The sequence below is a fragment of the Chitinophaga sp. H8 genome (genome assembly GCF_040567655.1).
In the GTDB taxonomy this organism is placed as follows: domain Bacteria; phylum Bacteroidota; class Bacteroidia; order Chitinophagales; family Chitinophagaceae; genus Chitinophaga; species Chitinophaga defluvii.
Genome location: NZ_JBEXAC010000001.1, coordinates 1,687,804 through 1,711,881, shown reverse-complemented (window position 1 = coordinate 1,711,881; position 24,078 = coordinate 1,687,804). Strand labels below are relative to the sequence as shown.

16 protein-coding genes are annotated in these 24,078 nt (G+C 44.9%); 5 read left to right on the top strand and 11 right to left on the bottom strand.

The window, feature by feature from the left end; translation table 11 throughout:
* The first annotated feature begins 51 nt into the window (after nt 1-51).
* From ABR189_RS06490 to ABR189_RS06475, 4 genes are all read left to right on the top strand, one after another.
* The gene (locus ABR189_RS06490; RefSeq protein ID WP_354659648.1) at nt 52-597 is read left to right on the top strand and encodes an RNA polymerase sigma factor; all 546 of its coding nucleotides are present in this window, start codon (nt 52-54) and stop codon (nt 595-597) included.
* Nucleotides 598-747: 150 nt separating this feature from the next.
* Nucleotides 748-1,719, top strand: coding sequence for a FecR family protein (locus ABR189_RS06485; RefSeq protein ID WP_354659647.1), 972 nt, complete (start codon nt 748-750; stop codon nt 1,717-1,719).
* A gap of 103 nt (nt 1,720-1,822) precedes the next feature.
* Nucleotides 1,823-4,912 (top strand): TonB-dependent receptor, encoded by a 3,090-nt coding sequence (locus ABR189_RS06480; RefSeq protein ID WP_354659646.1) that lies wholly within the window; start codon nt 1,823-1,825, stop codon nt 4,910-4,912.
* A 22-nt stretch (nt 4,913-4,934) separates the two neighbouring features.
* Nucleotides 4,935-6,092: a hypothetical protein gene (locus tag ABR189_RS06475; RefSeq protein ID WP_354659645.1), complete on the top strand. Its 1,158-nt coding sequence runs from the start codon at nt 4,935-4,937 to the stop codon at nt 6,090-6,092.
* Nucleotides 6,093-6,163: 71 nt separating this feature from the next.
* On the opposite strand, the gene ABR189_RS06470 is transcribed toward ABR189_RS06475, so the two are convergent.
* The 3 genes from ABR189_RS06470 to ABR189_RS06460 are packed head-to-tail and all read right to left on the bottom strand — an operon-like array spanning nt 6,164 to nt 10,315.
* Entirely contained in the window at nt 6,164-7,279 is a 1,116-nt protein-coding gene (locus ABR189_RS06470; RefSeq protein ID WP_354659644.1) for a hypothetical protein, read from the bottom strand.
* 6 nt (nt 7,280-7,285) lie between these two features.
* Nucleotides 7,286-8,830 carry a coiled-coil domain-containing protein gene (locus tag ABR189_RS06465; RefSeq protein WP_354659643.1) on the bottom strand — a complete coding sequence of 515 codons (1,545 nt, stop codon included), beginning with the start codon at nt 8,828-8,830 and terminating at the stop codon, nt 7,286-7,288.
* Between the two features lie 9 nt (nt 8,831-8,839).
* A complete protein-coding gene (locus tag ABR189_RS06460) occupies nt 8,840-10,315 on the bottom strand; it encodes a hypothetical protein (RefSeq protein ID WP_354659642.1) in 1,476 nt (491 codons plus the stop codon).
* A gap of 246 nt (nt 10,316-10,561) precedes the next feature.
* On the opposite strand from ABR189_RS06460, the gene ABR189_RS06455 reads away from it, so the two are divergent.
* A complete protein-coding gene (locus tag ABR189_RS06455) occupies nt 10,562-11,275 on the top strand; it encodes a LuxR C-terminal-related transcriptional regulator (RefSeq protein ID WP_354659641.1) in 714 nt (237 codons plus the stop codon).
* A gap of 54 nt (nt 11,276-11,329) precedes the next feature.
* Here the strand turns inward: ABR189_RS06455 and ABR189_RS06450 are convergent, their stop codons facing one another.
* The 8 genes from ABR189_RS06450 to ABR189_RS06415 all read right to left on the bottom strand — a co-directional run bounded on the left by ABR189_RS06450 (nt 11,330) and on the right by ABR189_RS06415 (nt 24,072).
* Nucleotides 11,330-11,785, bottom strand: a complete 456-nt coding sequence (locus ABR189_RS06450; RefSeq protein WP_354659640.1) for a hypothetical protein — start codon at nt 11,783-11,785, stop codon at nt 11,330-11,332.
* A 420-nt stretch (nt 11,786-12,205) separates the two neighbouring features.
* Nucleotides 12,206-14,383: an IPT/TIG domain-containing protein gene (locus ABR189_RS06445; protein ID WP_354659639.1), complete on the bottom strand. Its 2,178-nt coding sequence runs from the start codon at nt 14,381-14,383 to the stop codon at nt 12,206-12,208.
* Between the two features lie 18 nt (nt 14,384-14,401).
* Nucleotides 14,402-17,689 (bottom strand): TonB-dependent receptor, encoded by a 3,288-nt coding sequence (locus ABR189_RS06440; RefSeq protein WP_354659638.1) that lies wholly within the window; start codon nt 17,687-17,689, stop codon nt 14,402-14,404.
* 21 nt (nt 17,690-17,710) lie between these two features.
* A complete protein-coding gene (locus ABR189_RS06435; protein ID WP_354659637.1) occupies nt 17,711-18,706 on the bottom strand; it encodes a fasciclin domain-containing protein in 996 nt (331 codons plus the stop codon).
* Between the two features lie 16 nt (nt 18,707-18,722).
* Nucleotides 18,723-20,003, bottom strand: a complete 1,281-nt coding sequence (locus ABR189_RS06430; protein ID WP_354659636.1) for a fasciclin domain-containing protein — start codon at nt 20,001-20,003, stop codon at nt 18,723-18,725.
* A 30-nt stretch (nt 20,004-20,033) separates the two neighbouring features.
* Complete coding sequence (locus ABR189_RS06425; protein WP_354659635.1) at nt 20,034-21,092, bottom strand: fasciclin domain-containing protein; 1,059 nt, start codon at nt 21,090-21,092, stop codon at nt 20,034-20,036.
* Between the two features lie 39 nt (nt 21,093-21,131).
* On the bottom strand, nt 21,132-22,319 hold the full coding sequence (locus ABR189_RS06420; RefSeq protein WP_354659634.1) for a hypothetical protein: 1,188 nt from the start codon (nt 22,317-22,319) through the stop codon (nt 21,132-21,134).
* A 4-nt stretch (nt 22,320-22,323) separates the two neighbouring features.
* Nucleotides 22,324-24,072, bottom strand: coding sequence for a hypothetical protein (locus ABR189_RS06415; RefSeq protein ID WP_354659633.1), 1,749 nt, complete (start codon nt 24,070-24,072; stop codon nt 22,324-22,326).
* Between the last annotated feature and the right edge of the window lie 6 nt (nt 24,073-24,078).

Sequence of the window (24,078 nt, the reverse complement as noted above, 5' to 3'; positions counted from 1 at the left end):
CATTAAATTAATACGGCAACTGTATTTTTACGGTAGCTAACAGGTAATACTATGTTGACAGGCAACAATACTGAAAAGGATTATTTTACGCACCTGTTCGAACAGCATCACCGTTCTCTGTATGCTTATGCCTACAAAAAAACCGGGGATAGTTTCACTGCGGAAGAGATTGCACAATCTACCTTCATCAAATTCTGGCAATACCGTTTAAAAGCCGGCACCCTTATACAAGACAACCCGGAAAAACTGCTCTTCTTTATTACTAAAGCGCTGCTGGTAGATTATTACCGAAAAAAGACAGCGACCATTTCTATTGAAGAAGCCTTCACTGTTACGGAAAGCGTTGCCAGCACTTATGTCCTTCAGCATGAAGCCCTGCATTTTAATAACCTGATACGATCTGTCGCTGATACGCTACCTGACCGTCAAAAACAGGTTTTTGAAATGAACTACTTCCAGGAAATGAATCATGGGGAAATAGCTATGGCGCTCAACATCTCCCGCCAAACAGTAAAAAACCAATTGAGTAAGGCCATGAAGCAGGTAAGAAAACTGGTGACACAACAGTTCCTCTCTACTATGATTACCTTTTTATAAACAATACTTCCCCTCTTCTCCACCCTCCGATTGCGATCGCAGCAGAAAAAGCAGGCTATGTTACCAAATTGTGAATTCGATACCTGACATGGTACGATGCGCTTTTTAAAACGGTATTGTTATAAAGCTGCTTTACAAAAGTCATAAGAAATGAATAACAATTCAGTTCATCAGTTAATAGACCGGTGGTTAAACGGTACCAGCACTACAAGTGAACAGGAACAACTACAACAGTATTTCCTGCAATATGGGATGCCGGAAGAACAACTGACAGATGACCCACAATATCATCCGGCGGCAGACCAATCAGCAAGGATGTACGCGTGGTTAACGGGGCAACTGGCATTACAGGCGCCTGTAAAAAAAGTACATCCCTTAAACAGCAAATGGCTGTTACGCATAGCCGCCGCTGTGATCCCGCTGATAATGATCATCACGGGCGCTTATTTCTGGCAACAGGGAGCTGATAACGGTAACCCGACTGCTGCCATGAAGCATATCAGGAATAATGGGGATGGATTATACCAGGTCCAATTAACAGATGGCAGCACCGTATGGCTCAATAAAAACACTTCACTGGAACTGGATACGGTCTCCTTTACGCAACAGCGTCATATCATATTGAACGGAGAAGCCTATTTTGATATTGCTCCTGATCCGGCCCATCCCTTTACTGTTGCTGCCGGTGGTCTTACTACGGAAGTCCTGGGTACCACTTTTAATATAAAGCAGGATACAATTGCAGCACAAACTACCGTCACTTTATTTACAGGAAAAGTAGCGCTCACTGTTTCAGGAGCTTCCCCTCAGGTATTAGATCCGGCACATGCAGCCATATATGATGCTCATTCCGGACAACTAACCACCACCCCCATGTCGGCTTACGCGCTGGCCTGGAAAACAAAAGAAATCTTATGTAGGAATGAATCATTCAAAGATATCATTGACTATCTGCAAACATACTATAGCGTAGTCATTACCAGCAACAAATCCATTGACAGCAAACATTTTTCCGGAACATTGTCATTGCAGGGAGATGTATCCGCTGTACTGAACAGGCTGTTATTTGTACACGGGCTGCACTGTAAAAAAAGCGGGGACAACAGCATCATTATTTATTAATTCCAGACATAAAACAAAATACCCACGGCACCGCATCATAGCAGTGTCAAGGGGGAACCTTTGGCTTCACCTGTCATTTTAAAACCAAAAATAAAAGTACATCATGTACAATAGTACACTGCTTCATCCGTCAAAAAGACAAAAAACAACATGGGTCCTGCCTGCTTTTATGGGTTGCCTCCTGCTGATTTACACTTACCAGGTAAGGGCACAGGTAACTGGGGGTAAAGATAGCCTGGGGAGTATTATCCGGGAACTGGAACAACGGCAGCCTGCATATAAGTTCCTGTATGATTATGATGCCTTGCAAACCAGACTGGTAAATAGATTACCTGATCTTATCCATCAATCTTACGAACAGGTATTAAACACTTTACATCAGTCCGGATATATTAATTACCGTATAGAGGGAAAGTCCATTTCTATCGCTGCTTTACCGGCGCTAATACCACAAAAATCTACTGGCAGGATTGCTGGAAAGGTAATAGATGAAGAAAACGAACAACCGGTAATAGGCGCTACGATCCGGATAGGCGGTAAGGGCGTGACTACAGACGAACAGGGTGCTTTTACCATGGCTTTACCTAAAGGGAAATACGAAGCCACCGTATCGTCTGTAGGTTATGGCACAAAGAAGGTAACGGATATTATCATCCGGGATAATGAAGATTTTAACATCATTATCCCATTAAAAAGAGATAAAGGCCGGCTGGGTACGATCACCGTTTCTGCCAACCGTATCCGGGAAACAGGTACCAATATTGCCATTATAGATGAAATACATGGCGCCGATGCGGTAGTAAGCGGTATTTCCAAGGAGCAGATTTCCCGCAGCCAGGACAGAGATGCGGCAGAAGTAGTACGCCGTATTTCAGGAGTCAGCATCATTCAAAACAGGTTGGTCATCATCAGGGGATTACCTCAGCGATACAACACGGTGATGCTCAACAATGTAATTGCTCCCAGCTTTGAACCAGACAGTCGCGCCTTCAGTTTTGATATCATGCCATCCAGTCTGATCGATCGTATCATGATCTATAAAACGGCAGTGCCAGAGCTGCCAGGCGATTTTGCCGGAGGGGTTATCAAAGTATATACCACTGAAATCCCCGTAAAAAACAGCTTTAACATTGGTTATTCCGCCTCCGCCAATGCACATACTACCTTCAAAGAATTCTTTGAACAAAAGCAGGGCAAAAAAGCCTGGCTGGGCTATGATGATGGCACCTATAATTTGCCGGCAGATGTTCCCGGGAGAATTGACCAGGCAACGGATGTTGATAAAAGGGCGCTTACCTCAAAAATTAACAATAACTGGGAGCTATATCCAGGCAAAGCTCCTGTTGACCATCGGTTCAACCTGGATTTCACGAAGCGTATTGCCATGGGAAATACTTCCAGGCTGGGTATAGTAGGTGCTTTTAATTATTCTAATACTTACCAGTATAGCGTCATTGCACAAAATACTTCCGGCTTAATGAGCAGTGTCTTTTCCAGTGGATTCAGGTTTGCCGATCAATCCTACAGTCATAATGTCCGGTTAAATAGTTTACTGAACCTTTCCCTGGAAATAAATAAAAACCATCGCATCAGTTTTAAAAATCTGTACACACATATGGGCAGTACCAATGCCATTGTGCGAAATGGTACTACCGGGGACGCCGCCTCCGATGGCTCCGGATTATATTCCGGTCAAAACGTGCGGCAGTATATTCTGACTAATGGCTATAGAGGCATTTACACCGGACAATTATCCGGCCATCATACCCTGTTTGATCGTACCCAGGTGAATTGGGTAATAGGGTATACTAAAAGCAGGTATGATGATCCCGACCAAAGGTATCGCACCTTAAAGCAGGATACGGCGCTGTTTTACAACGATTCCTCCCTTACAGAACCTGCTGCTGGCATAGGTATTTACCGGGGCAGACGCTTTTTTACTTTACCGGAAGATATAAAAACTGCCGGGCTGGATGTTATACAGCCTGTTAAGATAGCTAATACTACCATCAGTCTGAAAGGGGGGATCTTTTACGAAGATAAAAAAAGAACTTTCGAATTCCGGCAACTCGGTTATGAAAAGGATACAGACACTACCATACGTATCACAGAAAATTATGGAAAAAACAATAGTTACAATGCCCGGAATGTACTCAAGGCAGGCTATGTAGCCGCAGAAATCCCTATTACACAACGGTTAAAACTATATGGTGGATTAAGAATAGAAGATAATACCCAGGAATTGCACACCTATACCTGGAAAACCACCGGCACTACCAATGATGGCCGTATCGATCTGATGCGTAAAAACACCAGCAAGCTACCCTCTTTCAATATCAGCTATGCTTTTACTAAAAAGAACCAGTTGCGGGCCGCTTATTCCAAAACATTAAACCGTCCTGAATTCAGGGAAATATCCACTTTCTATTATATGGATATGATGACATACCGGCTGGCGTATGGTAATGAAGAATTGAAGATCCAGACAGACATTGACAATTACGACCTGCGGTTCGAGCACTATCCAGGTACGGGCGAAATGTTTACAGCGGGCTTGTTTTATAAGAAGTTTAAGGATCCAGTTGAATTTTATTATTATGCCAGCACAGGTGGGTACAACAATTTCCAATGGAACAATGCAGCGGCGGCTACCAACTACGGTGCGGAGGTGGAGCTGATGCTGGGTATGCACCGTTATTTCAATGGTAGTAATACCATCAGTAAGGTAATGCAGCGGGTTTCCGTCTTATTCAATGCTGCTTATATCTACAGTACCGTAGACCTTGGCCACCGGGCAGGTTTGCAGGACAAAAAGCGGCCGCTATACGGGCAATCTCCTTACCTTATCAATGCTGCTTTAAATTATACAGATGAGACCATCGGATTAAAACTGAATGCCAACTATAACGTTGCAGGTAAACGCCTTACTGCAATTGGCAATCTTTCCAGTCCCAATATTTACGAAATGCCACGCCATGCACTTGACTTCAGCTTCTCTCAGCAAGCCGGAAAATACTTATTCATAAAAGGCGGGATACAAAACATCCTGAATGCCCGATACCTGCAAATACAGCAGGCTGCAGATATCAGACAACTGGCAGACAAAACTGATGAAACAATCCACGGCGATAATATCTATCAATCCAACTATACCGGAGTTTACTACACCCTCGGCATTGGCCTTAATCTATAATACATTCTTTTAAATAAATAACATGAAACAGTTTGTAATGGCAAAATATATAACCTTGCTGCTGCTGGCAGCAATCGCATTCAATTCCTGTCAGAAACAGGAACCCGTATTTCAATTTAAAGAAAAAGTAAAACCACCGCCACCACCTCCTCCGCCCCCTCCTCCGCCACCACCTCCATTGTCGGAAGATTTAAAGAATATCGAATTGGTTTACAATGACGCACCATTAAAAACCAGCATCATTGCCAGGAAAACTTTCAGTGATACAAAACAGCATTCAGGTAGCTATGCCGATGGTTTTGAGCTGGTGATCCGGTTAGATGACAACACAGCAGAGGCTGGCTTTCAACAATTACAGATAAAGCTTCCCATCAATGAAAACGGACAGGTGGTAAAAGGTAATTATATCATTCAAAACAATGAAGTAGTGGAGGGTGGTGATATAGCACTCACCTATACAAAAGGGACTTTTACAGATGTATTTCCCGATGCCTCCTATCCTACCAGTAAGGATAAGTTCAACTTTAACCTAAGCCTGCGGGTAGAAGATTTTGATGCCACTGAACATAAACTCTCCGGGGTAATAGACAGCTTAAAAATAAGTAATACCACCAATCCGGGAAAAAGCATCACCATGAAGGAAGCTGGTTTTAATTTTTACTATGATTTCCTGGAGCTTTATCTGAACGACCAGTTAATGTACGAAACTTCGACTAACCCCTATTCCCTTTGGTATCCCAGGGTATCCTCTCCTGAAGAAAATGTAATAGTTATTTCCGGGGAAAAACTTTATCCAACAACAGCTACCGCGCCTTTCAAATTCGGGCAATTGACCTTTATCCTGTCCTTCAACCAGGTAATACCGGTTTTCACCGGAGAAACAGTGCTGCCTATGCCATCTTCTACTCCCAATCAGTTCGTATTACGTTCAGAGGAATATATGGAGATAGCGGGTAAACCACTCTATGGGATATTGCCTGCTGCTACCTATCAGTGCAGGTTTATTACGCCTCCTAAAATGGATGTTTCCGGAGGAATGGAAGTCAGCACGGCGAATGCAAAAAATCTGCTGGAAGAGTTTTATGATTATAACCTTGATCCCCCTACCTATGAACCCCAACAATTTATAGATAGCCCCACTTATAAATTGAAATGTAATTTTTATCAGAAGAAGTTATAGACAACAACCGCCGCAGGAAATGCCTGCGGCGGTTATAATAATTATCAGATGTACTATTATCAAACAGGTATTTATTTCAACTTCTTTTCCAGCTTTGAAATTTCTTTTTTATCAGCTTCTGACAAGGCGCATATCTGGCGTGCTTTATAATACAGGTCAAGCCTCTGCTGCATTTCCTTCCGGGATTTACTATCACTGAGGGCATAGATATGCTGTTTATACAGTTCACATAAAATAGCCTCGAATTCCTTCACCTCCTCCCGGGCAGGTTTGTATTGCTGCACGTATTTATTAAAGCTTTCCTCTGCCAGTGTTATTTCATTGCTTTTGGCATAATTCTCAATCCGTGCCCGCATGTAATCAATGATCTTGGCGCGGGCTTCCTTCCGGTGCAGCAGGTAGTTCCGGTTTAAATAAACCTCGAATGCCTCCACGCGGTTTTCCTTTAAGGCAAGTTGCCATGCTATTTCGTCTTCACAATCTTTTATTTTACTGGTGATGCGTTGAGGCTTAGGGTTAAGTGCTGCAGCAACTTTTTCATAGACCACTTTGGCTTCGGCATATTTTTTCTGCGCAAAATAGGTATCTCCCTGTTTTTCCAGCTGTACTGCTTTATCTTCCGTGCTTACTTCCTTATCATTTTTCAATCTTTGGCGTAATGCCTTGGCGCCGGGAAACCCGGCAAACTCAGGATCATCAAGGATTGTGACAGCTGCCGTCGGATTTCTCTCCCGTACATAACATTCAATTGCACTGATCCCTGCATTGATATTGGATTTGTCCAGCTTCCAGAGCGCATGCCACTGAGTCCCTGTCAGGTTTTCAAAATGCGTCAGTTGCTGAATCCCTGGAAAATGTTCCTTTAATTGTGTTATTTTTTGCGACAGCTCCCTTGCTTTTTCCTTCCATTTTGCATCGCCATAGATCAGTACATTATCTATAAACGTTGCTGCCTTTTCTAAATCAGGCTGATGATAAAGTGCCAGCGCAGTATAATAATGGCCCTGCGGTGCAGTTGGTTCATCCGCAACCAGGTCTAGCGACCGGAGGATAACGGCATCCCATTTTTTGGCAGTGGCCAGTTTTTCGAGTTCCTGTGCTTCCTGTTGTAAAGCTGTTTGTGCGATCCCTCTGGCTGATATAAAACCCAGGATGCAAAACAGCAGTATCCACTTTTTCAGGTTCATCACTTATTAATTGTAAATGTTATCCAATCTGTTTTTAAAGGTCTGTTGCTGTATATCGTTCTGTGCAGTACCTGTACCATCTAAATATCCCGTCAGGGTGGCATAATAGGCGCTTAGTTCTTCACAACCGTATATCACATTACCTGCATTCCTGATCCCCTCTATATTACCAATACAACTTTTTGTTTTGTTCCAGACAAGGTTCGCTTCTCCGGGTACTTCTGCACCATAGCAGCTGGCAGCCACTGACTGACAGGCAACAAGGATACGTTTACATTCAACATCCACCCGGCCGGCCCAGTTATTGTAGTTTTTATTAAGGTCATTTTCGCGGGCCTGAAAAGCGCGCTTCCGGGCCTCCAGCAATGTAGCGGCATGCGTAAGGGAGGATTGCAAGAGTTCCCGTTTTGCTTTAAAGGTTGCTTCCACTATCTGCTGTGCCTGCTGTTTGGCATCATAAGTACCATGCCTGGTGCTGTTGACCTTTTTATTCAAAAGATCTTTTTCATACGTGAATTGTGTATTGAGGTCCTGAAGCTTACTTTTTGCTGCTGCCACCTTTTTTTGTTCGGCATACACTGCTGTTTGCAATTCATTACGCCGTTCTTCCATAGCGAGCCGCTCCCGCTCTGTTCCTTTATGCTGGCTCAGCCTGGTATCCTGTTCCCGGATCTTTGCCTGCAGCTCCATTATAGCTTTATTGATTACTGCGATCTCATCATCGATAGCGGTTACCCTTTTTTGCTGTTCCTGCTCCAGAATCAAGATGTCTGACTGCAGTTTTTTTACCAGGTCTTCCATCTCACGGGATACCTTTTCAATGGCTTTTGCCTTATTTTCTATTTCCTCATTCCTGTTCTTTTCTATTTGCTCCTGATACTTACGGATCACAGATTCCTGGAAATGGACTTCGGCAACTGACCGTACCAGCTCTTTTCCGTAACCGGTAGATAACTCACCTGCCTTTTCTTTGATATGCTCCTTGTACTTTCTGCTCAGTTCATTCATTTCATTTTTTAATATCGGGATCCTGTCCAATTTCCGTTGTTCTTCCTTCCGGATAGCTTCCTTTTCACTCTCTCCCGACATTTTTGCCCGGTCAATAGCTTCCTGGTAAGGTTTCAAAAATTTGTCCCTGTATTCATTGTACCTTTTCATGGCATCCTGTACATTGCTTTTAAACCAGTGATTAGCCGGGCAAATAGGTGGTGGGCCACCGGCAGAACAGGTTCCGGGATTAAATTCCTCCCAGCCGTTCCGGGCTGTCTGCAGCCGGTTCTTCCAGGAAGCATCGTTATTAATTCTTTGTGTAGCCTGTCGCAGGCTTTCCTCTGCATTCCTGATGGATTTCAGTTTGTCTGCATCTAACTTCGCCAATTGGGATTTAAGATTGTCCATGTCCTGTTGCAACTGTTTAATCTCACGGGCTTTTGATTCAATCCCAGACACATAGCCGGCACCGGTAGTTTGTGCACAAAGCCCCCCGGATAAAGCCAGGAAGAAAACAAACAAACCCGGCAGTTGATGGAGAAATATTTTCATAATTCGCATGACTGATAATTAAAACTTAATCTGAATGCTGGTACATTTTCCGGCTTCTACCCTGAATTTCCTTTCTATTACTGCTTTGTTGCCGGCAACCGCTTTATATTTATATTCTCCTGCTTTCAGCCGGAGCGTAATCGCAGCATCTAATCCGCAATACCCTTCATTTTGCGGGTTATTATAATAACGGTCAAGGCTACCAGCTTCTTTACCGTTTACATACACTTTAGCATTACCACGGGCATTACTGTTTTTTAGCAAATAAAATGCGATTGTGCCTTCATCAGCCCGGTTTTCATCCAGGTCATAATCAGCTTTTTTGATCCCCGAAAAGTTATTCAGCAGTACAGTACTAAAGAACGGATTAAAATAATCCGGCCGGTTGTAACCCACTTCTTTCATATAGTCCCATACTTTTTCAGGTATGTTGAAAAACATGACCCGGTTAACAGATGGCGGCACATTGGCGAAATGAAATGAGGTAAAATAGCTGGTACCCGTATATACCCTGTGGCTGTCATCAGTTTCCCGCTCTTCCGGTCTGTAAATCATGCCCGTTTCCAGGTCTATCATCTGCAGATTGGGATTAAAAAGTGTAGAACGGTACACATTTAAAGGAGTATGCGTAAAGTAAAGGGATAAGGATGAATGACCACGTTTGATGTAATTAAGCGTAGTACGGTCATATACACCTTTCCGACCGTTGATCATTCTATCGTAACTGACAGCTGCTTTATATAACGTGGATTTACTGCTTTTCTTTTGTTTTGCATACGCAAGCGGCAGATCACCTGTTCTTTTCACATCAAGCCCTTTATGAAATAGCAGGGATTGCATCAGTAATGCATTTGCCAGAAAAGGCTTTCCTTCCTTATATACCATTAGGCCACGGGTAGTGCCATATAAAGATAAAATCACGCAGCCGTTGATCGGCTCTGCACCCTTGTAATCCATAGGCACTAAGTGGTAGTGCTCAAATCTGCGAACTCCGGGATATTCCGGCTTGGGTACAGATGCCCGGCCAATCTGATAAGTATCCGTATTTTGCCGGGACAGATAATATACCACCAAATCTCTTGTGATAGCTGGTGGAAGCATTTGAGAGGAATAATAGGGAGAAACGATGCTATTATCGTGGATGTCAGCTGTTTTTAATAAAATGAGGCCATGTGCTTCATCGGCCACGACATACCCTGCTATGCTTCTTTCCACCGGATCGCCCTGCACATAATACCGGACACTGTTTTTATTAGCTACGAGCGAGTAACTGGTCAGCAACAGATCTTTATCAAGAAAAACGCCTTGGCCTTTTTCACCATCCGCATCAATAAATGCGATAGCGGAGAGTTCCTTTTTAATATTATCGGAACGGAGTGCTCCCAATTCTCCGGCATCAAGCAAAGAGGTGTCTAAGGTAGGCACTGTAACAGACTGGGCATACACACAATAAGATGACAGCCCTGCAAAAAGCATCAGCAGGATCTTTTTCATATAAAAACATTTAAATTAAGGGCTATGATCTGCAGGATTCATTCAACTGCCTGGGTCCCTCTACGTGTACTGGTTTAATTGGTTTTCATCATGACCTTATCAGGGGTGCAAGCTAATCGATCAAAAGGGGTTGTGCAATACCGATTAATAGGTATTTTACCAGAATTTTTCTATATTCATCGCATACGCAGCCGGATTTTGCAGTTAACTGCAGTATTTTTTTAGCAACCAACCCTATAGCATGTTATGAATGAGTTTGAGGACATTGAACAGAAACTATACCAGATAGAACGGAATATTACACAACAACAGTTTGATATTCCGGATATTGCCGCCGTTTTGCCAGCCTCTGTGATGATACATCACCTGGAGGCAGGAGTGCCCCAGGAAATTACCTATATGAACGAATGGGGATCTCACAGGCTCGGTGTTGAACTGGAAGCGTTGAACGCCATGAAGCAGGAATACTATGATCTGTTTTTTGTTCAGGAAGATCTTGACCAGGTATTGCCAGGCATTTTGAATTACTGCCAGGATAAAGGAGCTGCCACCCAACAATTTAATTTTTTCCAGCGCGTAAAACTATATAAGGAAGAAAAACACAGATGGTTCTATACCGTTTGCAAATTTTTGCCCCAGTTGACCCCAGGTGGCAAAGACCAGCTGATTATGCTTTCCAGCCCGGTGGAAGGAGTTGGTACTTTGATGAATAAAGTAACAAAGGTGCTGGATGAAAATGAATATATCGCCAACAATTACAAGAAATTTGCCCGGCTGACTAAACGGGAGAAAGAAATTATTTCGCTACTCTGCGAGGGAAAATCTTCTGCTGAAATTTCAGACATCTTGTTTATTACTAAATACACCGTGGATACCCACCGCAAAAACATCCATCGCAAAATAGAAGCCGAATCCTTCGCTCAACTAATGAAGTTTGCTACCGCATTTGACCTGGTATAACCTGGGGTAACAGGTATTTTCTTATAATACCATTACTAAGTAAACCCAGTTTTCTCATTTAATTGGCTCATCCTCTTCAAATAAAAAGACATCATTGGCGTATAATTCCAGTGCATCTCCTCCTTCAAATTCAAGATAAAAATATCGTCTTCCTTCCTCAGAGGCCTCATATAATGTTCCATTAATTTCAAAACGTCCTCTATAAAAACTATTAAGTGTACCCCTACCTGATGTTTCCTGTAGCTGTAGATTTAATTTCGTTATTACAACATCTCTGAATTCCAGTATCAGGCTCTTATCTCCTGCAAAAAAAAGCTTAAGATATTGTTCCTCAAAATCGTACAATACATTATGGCAATCATAGTCATTGTGCAAATCAATATACGCTCCCTCCATTTCCAAATTCAATAAACTTTTGAACATTTCTACATCGGATAACTCTTTCATTTCGTATTTCTTTAAATTCTTAAAAGCATCTTTTCTCCTTCTGACAAATCCCCCTTCCTTCATACCTGGCGCATAACACAACTCCCCTTAAAGATACACGAAAGTTACCCGGGCAGGAATACGCTGTTACTCTAAAATGAGCCTACCCTCATATCCCCCTTGTCACAATTACCCCCTAAAATATAGACAAATGCCACAATTGAGTATATCCACAGTAGTAAGCCTCATAATTAAAGCAGTTATAAAATAGTATTAAAGGATAGATAAGGCAGAGATAAGGCAGACATCTTTATGTCTACCTTATCTCTACTTTATCACTGCTTTATGTCTACCTTATGTCTACCTTATCTATAACGTAACCTATACTGGCAGCGGATTTAACTACAAAAAACATAATAACAACCTGGATATCAATACTTTTCACAAAAAAAGGGCTGTTCTGAAAAGAACAGCCCATCAGGATTTATTCAACCACCTCATCCATTATTGAAGAAAAACCTTCCTGATAGCTTTATTATCAGTATCTAACAGGTATATATTTCCTTGTTTATCGAGGAACATGTCTTTGATGCTTCCCATTTTAGCTTCAGAGAAGCTGCCATCTGCAAATCCTCTGGTTAATTTCATCAGGGTGCTTACCTGGTTGGTAACAAAGTTCACCTGACGGATAGCCAGGTTGTATTTATCCATGATCAGCATGTTGCCACCTGCATCAAAAAGCAGAGCGGAGGCATCATAGGAAATCTGAGCGGTATTGATAGGCCCGTCCAGGTAACCGGATACGTTAAACAGCATCGACTGGGTATTATTTTTGGCATACCTGACAATACCCGGTTCATAGGTATCATAAGTGAAATACAGGGTACCATTAGCATCTATGGCAGGACGGCAGGGATCATTCGCACTTCTGTTCACGGCTTTTTCTGTAGCTCCTGTAGGATAGATCCTGGTGATACCATTGTAGCTTTGTGTAACATACAGGTTATTATCCTTATCAATAGAGATACTTCCGCCGGAAAAGCTGAGTTTGACAAACGTAGTCACCTCTGCAGCAGGAGTTACTTTGCGGACATTTTCCATGTCTGTTACAAACAGATTGTCTTTGGGGTCAATGGCAAGTGAGCGGACATTAAAAAAACGGGCTTTGGTACCGGTACCATCCACACCTCCCCATACACCTTCTGTAGCACTACCTGCAAATACCTTCGCTTGTCCGTCAGGTGTGATCTTCCACACCGCCGTACCCGCTGTTACAAAAAGGTTGCCTTTAGAGTCCATCACCAGAGCAGACATACTGGCAGGTAATAAGTTACTTTCAGGTCCTCCGGCTATGGTAAGCATACCAGCCCTTCTGAAGCGTACCGGACTCTCTGCCGTGAGTGTACCACGGCTGATACTTACAAGACCTGTTGTAAGCCCGGCAGGGGCATTTACGACCAGCTCGGTACCGTCCCCGTTTACGCTGATCACAGGGGTAACTACTCCATTGAACTTTACGATATTTTCTGCTGCCTGCGCACTGAAACCAGTACCATTAATCGTTACCTGCGAACCTGCCAACCCGTTATCTGGTGTCATACTCACAATACCCAGCGCCTGGTCTTTAAATTCCGGCCCTGCTATCATCTGGTCATTTACTGACAGCTGGATCTTTCCGTTGCCGGTACCACCGGGAATAGTAAGGGTTAATGATGATCCAGTGGCTGCTCTAACGGGCACGGGCTTATCATTTATCTTCACAATATTCTCGTCCAGTACCTCACTGAAGTGAAGCCCCGTGATGGTCATTACTTGTCCTGCAGGACCGCTGAGCGGGGTCACTTTGAATATTTCCGGAGGTGGTACTACCGTAAATGCCGGGCCGGTAATCTTCTGCCCGTTGATGGTAACCGACAATGGTCCTGTAGTAAGATTAACCGGCGCAACTACTGTAAGCTGATCAGCAGTGGCTTCCTTTACTTCGGCAGTAAGTCCGTTGAAATCCACCTTGTTATTGGCTCCTATGTTTTCAAAACCGATCCCTTTAATCACCACCCGGGTACCTGCACCGCCAGTCAACGGTTTCACATTACTAATGGCCTGATAACGGAATCCGGGCCCTGCGGCTGTTTTACCATCTACCTCCACTACAACCGCTCCACTCCCCGCCTCTTCCGGTACTTCAGCTACCAGCAGGGTGTCACTCACACTTACCACACTCGCCTTTTTACTATTGATCTTTACTACCGCCGGTGAGGTGGTACTGCTAAATCCTTCTCCACGGATACGTATATGCGAACCAGTAGGTCCGTTGCCTGGAAAGATTCCCTGCACACTCAGGGCCTGATAAGTATAAGTCCCTATTTCCGTTTTCCGATCTCCTTCCATAAAGGTGATCACACCGGTAGCCCCCGTTGCAGGAGCCTGTACCACTACCTTTTCTTTTTGTAAGCTGATCAGGGAGGCTTCTTTACCAGAAAATAGCACTTTCACATTTTCCCGGTTCACCGGAAAGCCACTTCCTTCAATCGTCACCAGTGTACCATCTTTACCACTGTTAGGATAAAAACTTTCTACCCGCATCGGTTCCGGTTCCGGCTGCTTTTCTTTTTTGCAGGCGGATATCAGTATCGCTATACTGCACAGGCAGCAAACGATGATATGATTTATTACTTGCTTCATGATGCTGTGTTTATCATATTAAAAAGTGTAACGTGCGCCTAACTGCACCTGCGCTCTTGAACCAAAATAGTCAATGGCATAAGGTTCACCGGGATTGCTGAAACGATATAATGGCGTAGCTTCTTTGGTCTGCTGCGGTGGATACACCGTAGGGATCAACCCGGTACTGGCAGAAGAGTTGAAGGTATTGGGAGAGAAATATTGCACACCCCATCCGGAATTGATCATATTGGTCAGATTGATCACATCTATGGTAAAACTGATAAAATGCGTCTTCTTACCATTAAAATGGAACTCCTGTGCAAAGTGCAGATCAGCCTGTACATTCCAGGGGGTTCTGCCCATATTCCTTTCTGTGAATTTCCCACGCCGGCTGCTGAGATACTTGTTACCATCTACAAAACTGTTGAAGGCAGCCGCCTGCTGGGCAGCGGTAACGGTAACGCCATTCTCCGTATAGTCGCCAAAGAAATGAATGGCGTTCTCTGCAGAAGGGATATATGCCAGGCTCACCTGCTGCGGTAATCCCTGGATACTGTTGTTAACAATTCCATAGGTAAAGGGACTGCCGGACTGTGCGCTTACAAACAGGTGCAGGGAACTGATCCATTTATCATTCCAGGCTTTACGGTAATCTATATTGAAAACCATCCGGTGACGGATATCAAAATTAGAATAGGCCAGGTCTGCATTATTGGGATTCAGCGCCTGGTTCAACTGCCAGTTGGATTCCATAGAATTACGTACGCCGTTAAATACATCCTTGCTTTGGCCATAGGTATAAGCGCCTGAAGCGGAGAAGCCGGGTACAAATGTTTTGTTGACCGTAGCTGTGATACTATAGCGCATCCCTTTATTGGTATTACTCAACAGGTAAGCATTTGAAAATGCAGGGTTGATAGTTCCCTTGTAAATGGGCTGTTGTCTGTCCGTATCATACTTATAATAAATGGGATTGTCGGTAATATTCACCTGCTGAAAAAACACATCCTTCAACGTTTTTGTAAGCATCCCTTCTATGCTGAATTTCCACTGGCTGGCAGTTGTATGCTCCAATGCAAGCGTGGTACGTAATACCCTGGGCATGGTGAAGTTATTGTCAATCAGGTCTACCTGTGTTTTACCTGCATTCGGATTATTGATCACTACACCATTCTGCTCTACAAAATCCGCAATACCATTATTGCCGGGTTTATTGGCATCCGTGCCTGGTGTAAATGGTTTTTGCTGGGCACGCTGGTCAAATGATCCGTAGGAAAGTCCATTATTGTAATAGGCATATGCCAGCCATGCAAAAGGAATCCGGCCCGTAAAGATCCCCGCACCACCACGCAGCACCAGCGACTGATCCCCCAGGATATCATAACGGATACCAATACGTGGTGATAGCTGTACCCGGTTCAGATAGTTGCCCGTAAGACGGCTCAGGGGAGTATAGTAATAACTGGATCCGAAGAAAGGATCTGCAGGAGACTGGCTCACTTTGTCTGTCAGCTCCGGTTTGGTGGGCAGGTGTGTATAGTCGGCACGCAATCCGGGAGTAATACGCACCTTGTCATTCAACTGAATCTCGTCCTGCACATAGAGACTATACATATTCACGTTAAATACCGCCGCAGGATTGGCCAGGATATAATCCCTTGAATTATTCGTATAATTATAACTACCCCGTACACGGAAGGGCCGGTTATCAATATAATCGGCAATGCTCAGGTAATCCACACGGCCATTCCAGCTGTTCACAAAACCATAATCAATACTATACAATTCGTTGTGTGTACCAAATAACAACGTATGATTACCCTTAGTCCAGGTAAGGTTGTTACTAATTTCCAGTGTACGCTGTTTCATATTGAAGATTGCAGCTTCCCGATCTGTACCAATATAGATGGTAGTACCCGGAGAGCGGCCCATGATCTGCACCTGTGGAAGATTAGGGTTACTAAGCGGATCCCGGTTATCCTTCACCGAAGTATATCCTACTACCAGGCTGTTGGATACCGTATTGGAAAAACGGCTCTTCAGTTCAGCCACGGTACCTGACTGGTTGTTGTTTTGCCGGAATGCCAGGCTGCTGAAACGAAAGTCCTGCTGATCCCTGTCCATATGCGTGGCATTGGAGAAGATGGTATTGTTGCGCAATGACAACTGATGCCTGGCGTTAATGTTCCAGTCGAGCCGGGTAAATACTTTCTCCGAGCGGGAAGACGTGTTATACGCTCCGGCAGTACCCGGATCAAAAGCACTGTAACGGCTTTTTGTAGCGTTGATAATATCGGTGGCATCCTGTTCGGTTAGTATGGAAGCAGTTTCCGCCATACCTGCTTTGAGCAGCACGGGATCCGTGCGGCGGGTAAGTTCCATATTGGTGAAGAAGAAAAGTTTGTTTTTGATAATCGGAAATCCCAGTCGGAAGCCTGCCTGGTAATCTTCAAAGCTGTCTGGCATTTTACCGGAAGACCCCTGTTTATCTTTTCCGATGAGTGCCGCATTACGGCCAAAACCATAGATGGAACCACTCCAGTAGTTGGTACCGCTGCGGGTTACCGCGTTAATGCTCCCCCCTGTGAAATTACCAATCTTCACATCATAAGGTGCCAGGTATACCTGTATATCCTCAATAGCATCCAATGACACCGGATTGGTACGGGTGCTGCTGCCGGGTTGTCCGGAAGTACCACTTTGCCCACCCATGGAAGGGCTGAAACCGATCGCATCATTATTGATCGCACCATCTATGGTCACGTTATTATACCGGAAGTTGGTACCACCAAAACTGTTGTCTTTACTTCCCTGTGGCACCAGGCGGGTGATATCCTGAATGCTCCGGTTGATAGCCGGCATATGCTGGATACGTTCGTTCCCGATATTCTGCCCGGTACCATATGCGCTGGCGTTAGGCGACTTCCGTTTGGATGCCGTTACTTCCACCTGCTTCAATTGTTCTACCCCTTTTTTCATAACGATGTTAAAAAGCAGTGGTTCTCCCAGTTTAACCGTGATATTATCAAACTGCACAGCTGCCATAGCGGGCATAGTTACCGTGATAGCATATGGCCCTCCAGGGCGCATGCCGGGTATACGGTAACGTCCGTCTTTATTACTGTTTGCCGGATAAGGTGTACCGGAAGGAATGTGCAGGGCAATGATATCTGCCCCTGCCAGTGGTGCTCCTTTTTCATCCGTTACCTTACCGGTAATACCGCCGCTCGTTTCCTGTGCCAGACCGGTGAAGGGTAATACCAGCAGGTAAACTGCCAGGCAGATCTTCCACAGGCCATATATGGTTCGTAATTGTATTTTCATGATGCTGCTATTAGTGAGTTATCATTGTGTAATCCTCAATACCTGGTCTATCGTATGCAATACACCATTGCCGGTAATGATATCCTGCTGAACAATCCTGATCTGCGTGTTGCCATTACCGGACCCTTGCAGTGTAATCCCTTCATATCCGCCCTGTACCTCATTGTTGGGGATCAGTGTGATCTTGACGGTATTATCATCTATCATGGCCTGTGTGCTGGTGGCTGTGCTACCGGTACTGAGTATATAATCGTTCAGAAAGCGCCGGTCGGCCACGATATGATATCGCAGGAGCGCAGCAAGTGCTGTTGGACTGGCCTGGTTGATGGCCTCGAGTGAAGCATAGCCATAGGTGATCATCGCCGCATTGGTAGGTGCAAAAACCGTGTAAGGTCCTTTTTTGCGGAGCAGTGATTCCATACCTGCCCGTTGCAGGGCTTGGTAAAAAAGTGTCAGGCTCTGATCAGCTGCTATTGCATCTGCCAGGTATTCAAAACGGTAAGGTTTCAGTACCCGGTCTATTACCTGGAGCAATCCATTGGAAGCCGTAGTGGCCTGTGGCAAAATACGGCTGCCATTTACGGTCAGGATAGTATCCTGTGCCTTAATCCACCTGGTGATATATAGTTTGCCTCCTCCATAAGAAGTGATCTCCTGGTTAAACAGGAAAGGCAGTTCATTCAGCCTATACACCCCTTCCAGGATATGATAGGCTGTAAGGCTTTCCAGCAAGGCACTATTGGTGCCAATAACGCCTCCCGGACCATCAATGCCCGCTTTTGAGAAAGCGACATCTGAGGGTACCAGCAGGGTAAAAGGCCCTTTCTGCGATACTACTTTAGTGAGCCCGGTACGTTCCAGTGCAGTACTGAACGTTTTGAGATTAAAATTATCCGTCACTACAGATGGCAGGATGTTATTATCCCGCAGCCGGATGTTGTCGTCCTTGCTGCATCCCGGCAGCAGGAAAATTGCTGCTATCAGCATACATGCGGTAGATAGATATTTAAAGCGCATAAAAATTTGTTACTGTTTAGAAAGAAAAGCCTGGACGGATCAACAACCTGTCTACCACATGAATAGGCCCCTGGATGCATTCGATATCGGGGTCAATGATGGTAGCCTTTTCGGCGGTACTGCCTTTTACCTGCAACTGCACACGACCATTGCCATCTTTTGAGAAACGTAAAGGGAGCTCCACCGTTACTCCTGTTGATTGTCCATCACCCAGTACTATCTGGTCCATGATGGCAGGTATAAAATCATTAGCGTAAAAAATCGGGGGAATACCTACGGCCAGCATGCCCCGTTGTATGCCCCAGGCATGGAATGAAAGCAGGGAATCCAGCGGCGCATGGCCTACCATCGCATATTGTTCATTCATGTATGGTTTAAACCGATTGTTTAATACACGGAGATCATCCACATTGCGCAATCCTACCCGGCGAAAAGCATCATCAGTAGGCGCAAACAGGGCCATCCGCCCCCCCCTGCCCAATTTCCCGAACTCATACACGATGCACTCACAACCCCAATCCATCCTTGCTATCGTGGTATTAAGCCGTGTTTTGGCAAACCAATATTCTCCGATGGAATATGGGTAGAGTTCAGGGATGGTTTCATAAAGACTATCACTCAGTCTCAATGCTTCCAGGTATAAGGTAAAGCGACCATCCGCTTCCAGCGTTTGTAACAGGTTCTTCCTGGCTGGTTTCAATACCCTGTCTACCTGCCATACCGCACCATTTCTGGCGGCTATAGGAGCAGGCTTACCCACCTTTATCCCATTGACCAGCAATTGTCCTTCCGATGTAAGTGCCAGAAACTGGCGGTAGCGGTAGGGCATCTCCTTAGTTACGGCAGAGCCGTGACTATTCAACATTTCGGTATACAAAGGATTGAGCAGCAAAGTGGACCATTGTATGTTTCCCACTTGCGTTTGCATGGCGGTTATCTCCACTTTACCACTCAGGGTATGATACATCAGCAGGCTGTCCAGTTGTTCCCTTGATGCGCCATCAATACCGGCATTATCCAATCCTGCTTTGCGCATAGCCGCATCATCCGGTACCAGCAGCGTAAACTGTGCTGTTTTGGTCCATTCTTTCGCCAGCAACCCATTCATATTACTTTTATTCCAGGCTTTGTTGAAAAGGGAGTATTCAGGCCTTTTCAATACGTCCAGCAGCGTACTGTCTATCTCTTCATAAGCCACTTTCACTCCTTCAGGTGCCGGCATAAATTCTGCCTTTCTGCAGGCAGCTGATATGATAATGATGACCAGTGCCAGCCATATTTTTTTTGCAGTATTCATGATACAATGTTTTAGGTCGTTTACCCTGTTTTATTTGGTGGCATCTTTGGGCTGCACCGCCAGCGTCACCATTGGTTGAACAATACCATTATCTGTCAGATTGTCTCTCCTGGCTAATTCGCAACCATCGGCTTTGGGCAATACCTCATAAGGATAATCCTTTGCCGTACGCACCATCACCGAAAACAACAAATCTTTTTTGGGCCATGCTTCTTCCGCCTGCATGGTCAGGTAATAATTATCACCGTAGATATAATCGGACAGGGAATACTCATTGTTATTTGTCTTAAACACGATAAAATCTGAGATGAAATAATTACGGACGCGTTGTATATACACACCAAATAAGCGGTTGCCATAAAAGGCGCTGGTATCCATTTTTTCGATGGCGGCTATATCAATACCACTTTTTTCAAAAGCTGCATTATCCGGTGCAAACACGGTAAACGGGCCATCCTCTGCCAGCAGTTTCCAGAAACCGAATTTTTTAAATGCAGCCGTAATGATGCTGTAGTCTTTCCGCTTTTCAAGCCAGTCTCTCACCGTACCCTTTTCATACTTCATTACTTTATTGAGCACATGAAGCGTACCATTGGTAATCGTCACATCAGCAGGAGTGCTTAATGAACCATTGAAATGATAACGGTTGTATAAAGGTCCATTTGTTTCGTTGGATACATAGATCTCCTTTCCATCCGCCAGTGTAGCATACCTAACGTCCACACCCTTTACCGGGATATCCCGTGTGTTCAGTCTTCTGTTCAGCACATGATACTGCATCATAAAACGGAGGCTGTCTTTATTCAGGCGGTCAAAATCAGAGGGCCGTTGTAAGCCCAGTTCATAAAAAGCCTGGTTACTGGGTGCCAGTATAGTGAATGGACCTGGTCCGTTCAGTTCTTCCATGAGTCCTGCTTTTTCAATCGCTGCTGCAAACATGGAGAGGTCGTAGTTGTTTTTAATGAAGTCGCCACCCGGCCTGTAGCTGACATGCTCTGTGTATATTTCCAGTTGCTCATGCTTGCACGAAACCACAAAGGGCAGCAGGCATAATAACAGTTTGTATAAATGATGATAATATGATTTCATCCCTGGTTGTTTTGTGTGTGAATGATAATATCCTTTACCTCAATAAACCGGTGGTGGATATTTTCGTTGTATCGTGGTGAGATAAGCGACACCGTTTACAATCTCGATGGTATTCACGGTAGCGAACGAACGGGGATTGTAAACGCCGGAGTGGATATTGACCAGCATATTTGGCAACATCCAGGCTTTTCTTTCACTAACCGGTTTGTCCAAACCATTATTGTAACAGGTGATGATGCCATAGTTACCATAGGTATTGTTGGCGTTATCATTATATGGATTCGTAGATGGGTCCATCCCTACTGCCATCACAGAAAAGCGCTGCCATACACCAGTGTGGATACCGTTGGAAGCACTATCTGCAAAAAGCGGGATACTGAAATAGGTAGCTACCGAATCGGAAGAAGTATTTCTATGTATAGCCGTGAGAAAACGGAACTGGTAAGCGGGCAGCGGACTGGACAGGCTGTTCCCTTTGAAAAGAGAATACCATACGTTGGCGTGATCCTTGATACCATTGTTCAGTAAGGCCCCGATGTTGTAAGTAGGCTTCCGGTTGTCATCCGAATTCCAGAAACCTTTGGCGCTCATGTTGTAGAAGTTGACATACATCATGGAATCCGACAAGGGGAGTTTATGAAATTGCTCTTTCCTTACCAGGATGCCATTCTCTTTAGTCTCAAAATCCTTTTGCAGGATGTGCATGGTATATACTTCTTTTTCAATCAGGGTGATCGTGGTATCCAGCAATACAATATTCCTGAGTTTTGCTTCCAGTTGACCAAACGGCACGGTATTCCGGGGCCGGTACATGAACATAAAACGGTGTTTGCCTGACGGGATCTGTGCCCAGCTGGAAAGATCAAAACCGTTCAGCACCGGGCCTACCAGTACATTTTCTTTTCCGGGATATTCCGGATTATTAACTGAGGTGCTGCTGCCTACGTGAGAGGGATAAGGCGGTGCATACCAGTCGCGCTGATCCAGAAAATCTCCCACAATAGCTGCCCCTGCCGGTATACCATCGGCATCCATCACCGGGTCTATCAACATGGTGAGAAAAGGTTGACGCTGATCTTTATTGGCCAGCCCGATGGAGTAATTCAGGTTATTGAATACCCGCAGGTAGGCAGGTGCATCGATGCGGGTATATTCCACTTTGCTGCATGCGGCCATTCCTAACAACAGGCCCGCTGCAATTGCGTATCGTATAAGTAGCTTGTACATATTCCTATTTGGTATGTTTAACAATAATCATCCGCGCTTTCTCTCCGGCAGGGGTGCCCTGTTTATATCCTCCAATCAGTGCGATGGTATAAATACCCGGCTCATGCATGGGCAATGTACCGCGCACATACAATTCAGGCTGTGCAATCAGCGCACGGCTAGGTATGGATGGGATGTCGGACAACCAGGTACCGGGCACTACCTGGGGGGAAGAACGGTACACCTTTACTTCGTAAGCCGGAGAAGCTGCCCCCTTTCCGATATAAGGTATTTCTCCAAACGGCACTATACCGGGCTGCAGATTTTCGCACAGGCGATTCCCAAAAGACTGTCCATTAGCCTCCGTGAAGGTGACGTAAGGCAGGTCTTTACAGAAGTTCATAAAGCGGATATCAAAAGGGTATGTTTTTTTGTAAGCACTATAGGTGGCATCCTGGCCATTATCCCCCACCCGGGTGTAAGTACCACTCAGGTTGTTGGACACCATCGTGATAGCCACTTTTCCCGCGGTATCTTCGTGTACCCATGCAGTATAGTTCAGGCCTTCTTTCAGTGCATACGACAGGGTAGCCAGTGGTTTGCCGGCAGCATCTGCTGTAATCAGCTCTGCACTCCCTACAATACAGGCAGCATATTCCCCTACTTCTCCAAAGGCAGGTGCAGCTCCCAGCTTTTGTCCGTTCAGGCGCAGTGACAGGCCCTTACTTCCTGGTAATGCATTTACCCATTGTACCCTGGCATAAGTGTTATTCAGCGGAAGACTGGCATCTGTTATCACATCAAAGGCATTCTGTACCATCGTAACCGTTTCACCCGGATTGCCATTATAGTATGGAATGGTGATCGTTTTCGGAGCAATATAAATGGTATAGATTCCGCCCGGCTGATAAGTCATCACCGGAGCGAAGGTAAGCGCTGTGGTCACGGTATGTGGCCGCCCCGATGCGGGCCTGGTAATGGTGGAGGTAGCAGGATCTATTACATCTATGCCTTCCGTAAAGTTGTATGGCATAGCTGTTACCTGCGTACCGGAAGGCGTCAGCAATTTGAACTGACAGGTACCATAAGGCAGTTCTATATACTCCGAGTAATGCCCCGGCGCAATATTGCTGGTAGCAGGGTTTACCCTTGTACCATCTGCCCAGGTAAGTGTTAAGGGTAGTGCCACATTTTCTACATCCTGAAACTGTGAGGTTAAACGGGCAGCCATATTCACTACCCGGATCTTGAAATGGTCCGGACGGGCAGGTGCAATCACACCACGCGGAACAGCCACTACCGATGGTGGCGATTCCACAATATAAGGCTCCTCTTTTGTTTTCAGCAGGTAATAATCCATTGGCAGATTATAATCTTCCTGTACTTTAAACTCCATATTATAGGCAGCTTGCTTCGCACTCCGGATATCCACTTTTACCGTAGCCGTACCATCCTGCAATAATAGCGACCGGGGGAGATACCAGGTATTTCCCAACTTCCCATTTTTAGGAAAGAACCGGGTACCGGGATATTCCCAGGGATTAGTACCGGGCTCCGGCGGATCGGTAATGACTACATAGTTGGTGAGTGTATCACCGTTTACAATCACCTGATTATATCCATTGGTATTTACCAGGCGTACCCCGGAATTTTCCTGCCCGTCTTTAATGATCCTGTTATCACGTGCATGATCCAGTTTATCTTTTTTGCAGGCAGACAACAGCCATGCGCACAGACAGATCAGGTGGAACAGTCTTGCATAATTATATTTCATGCTTGA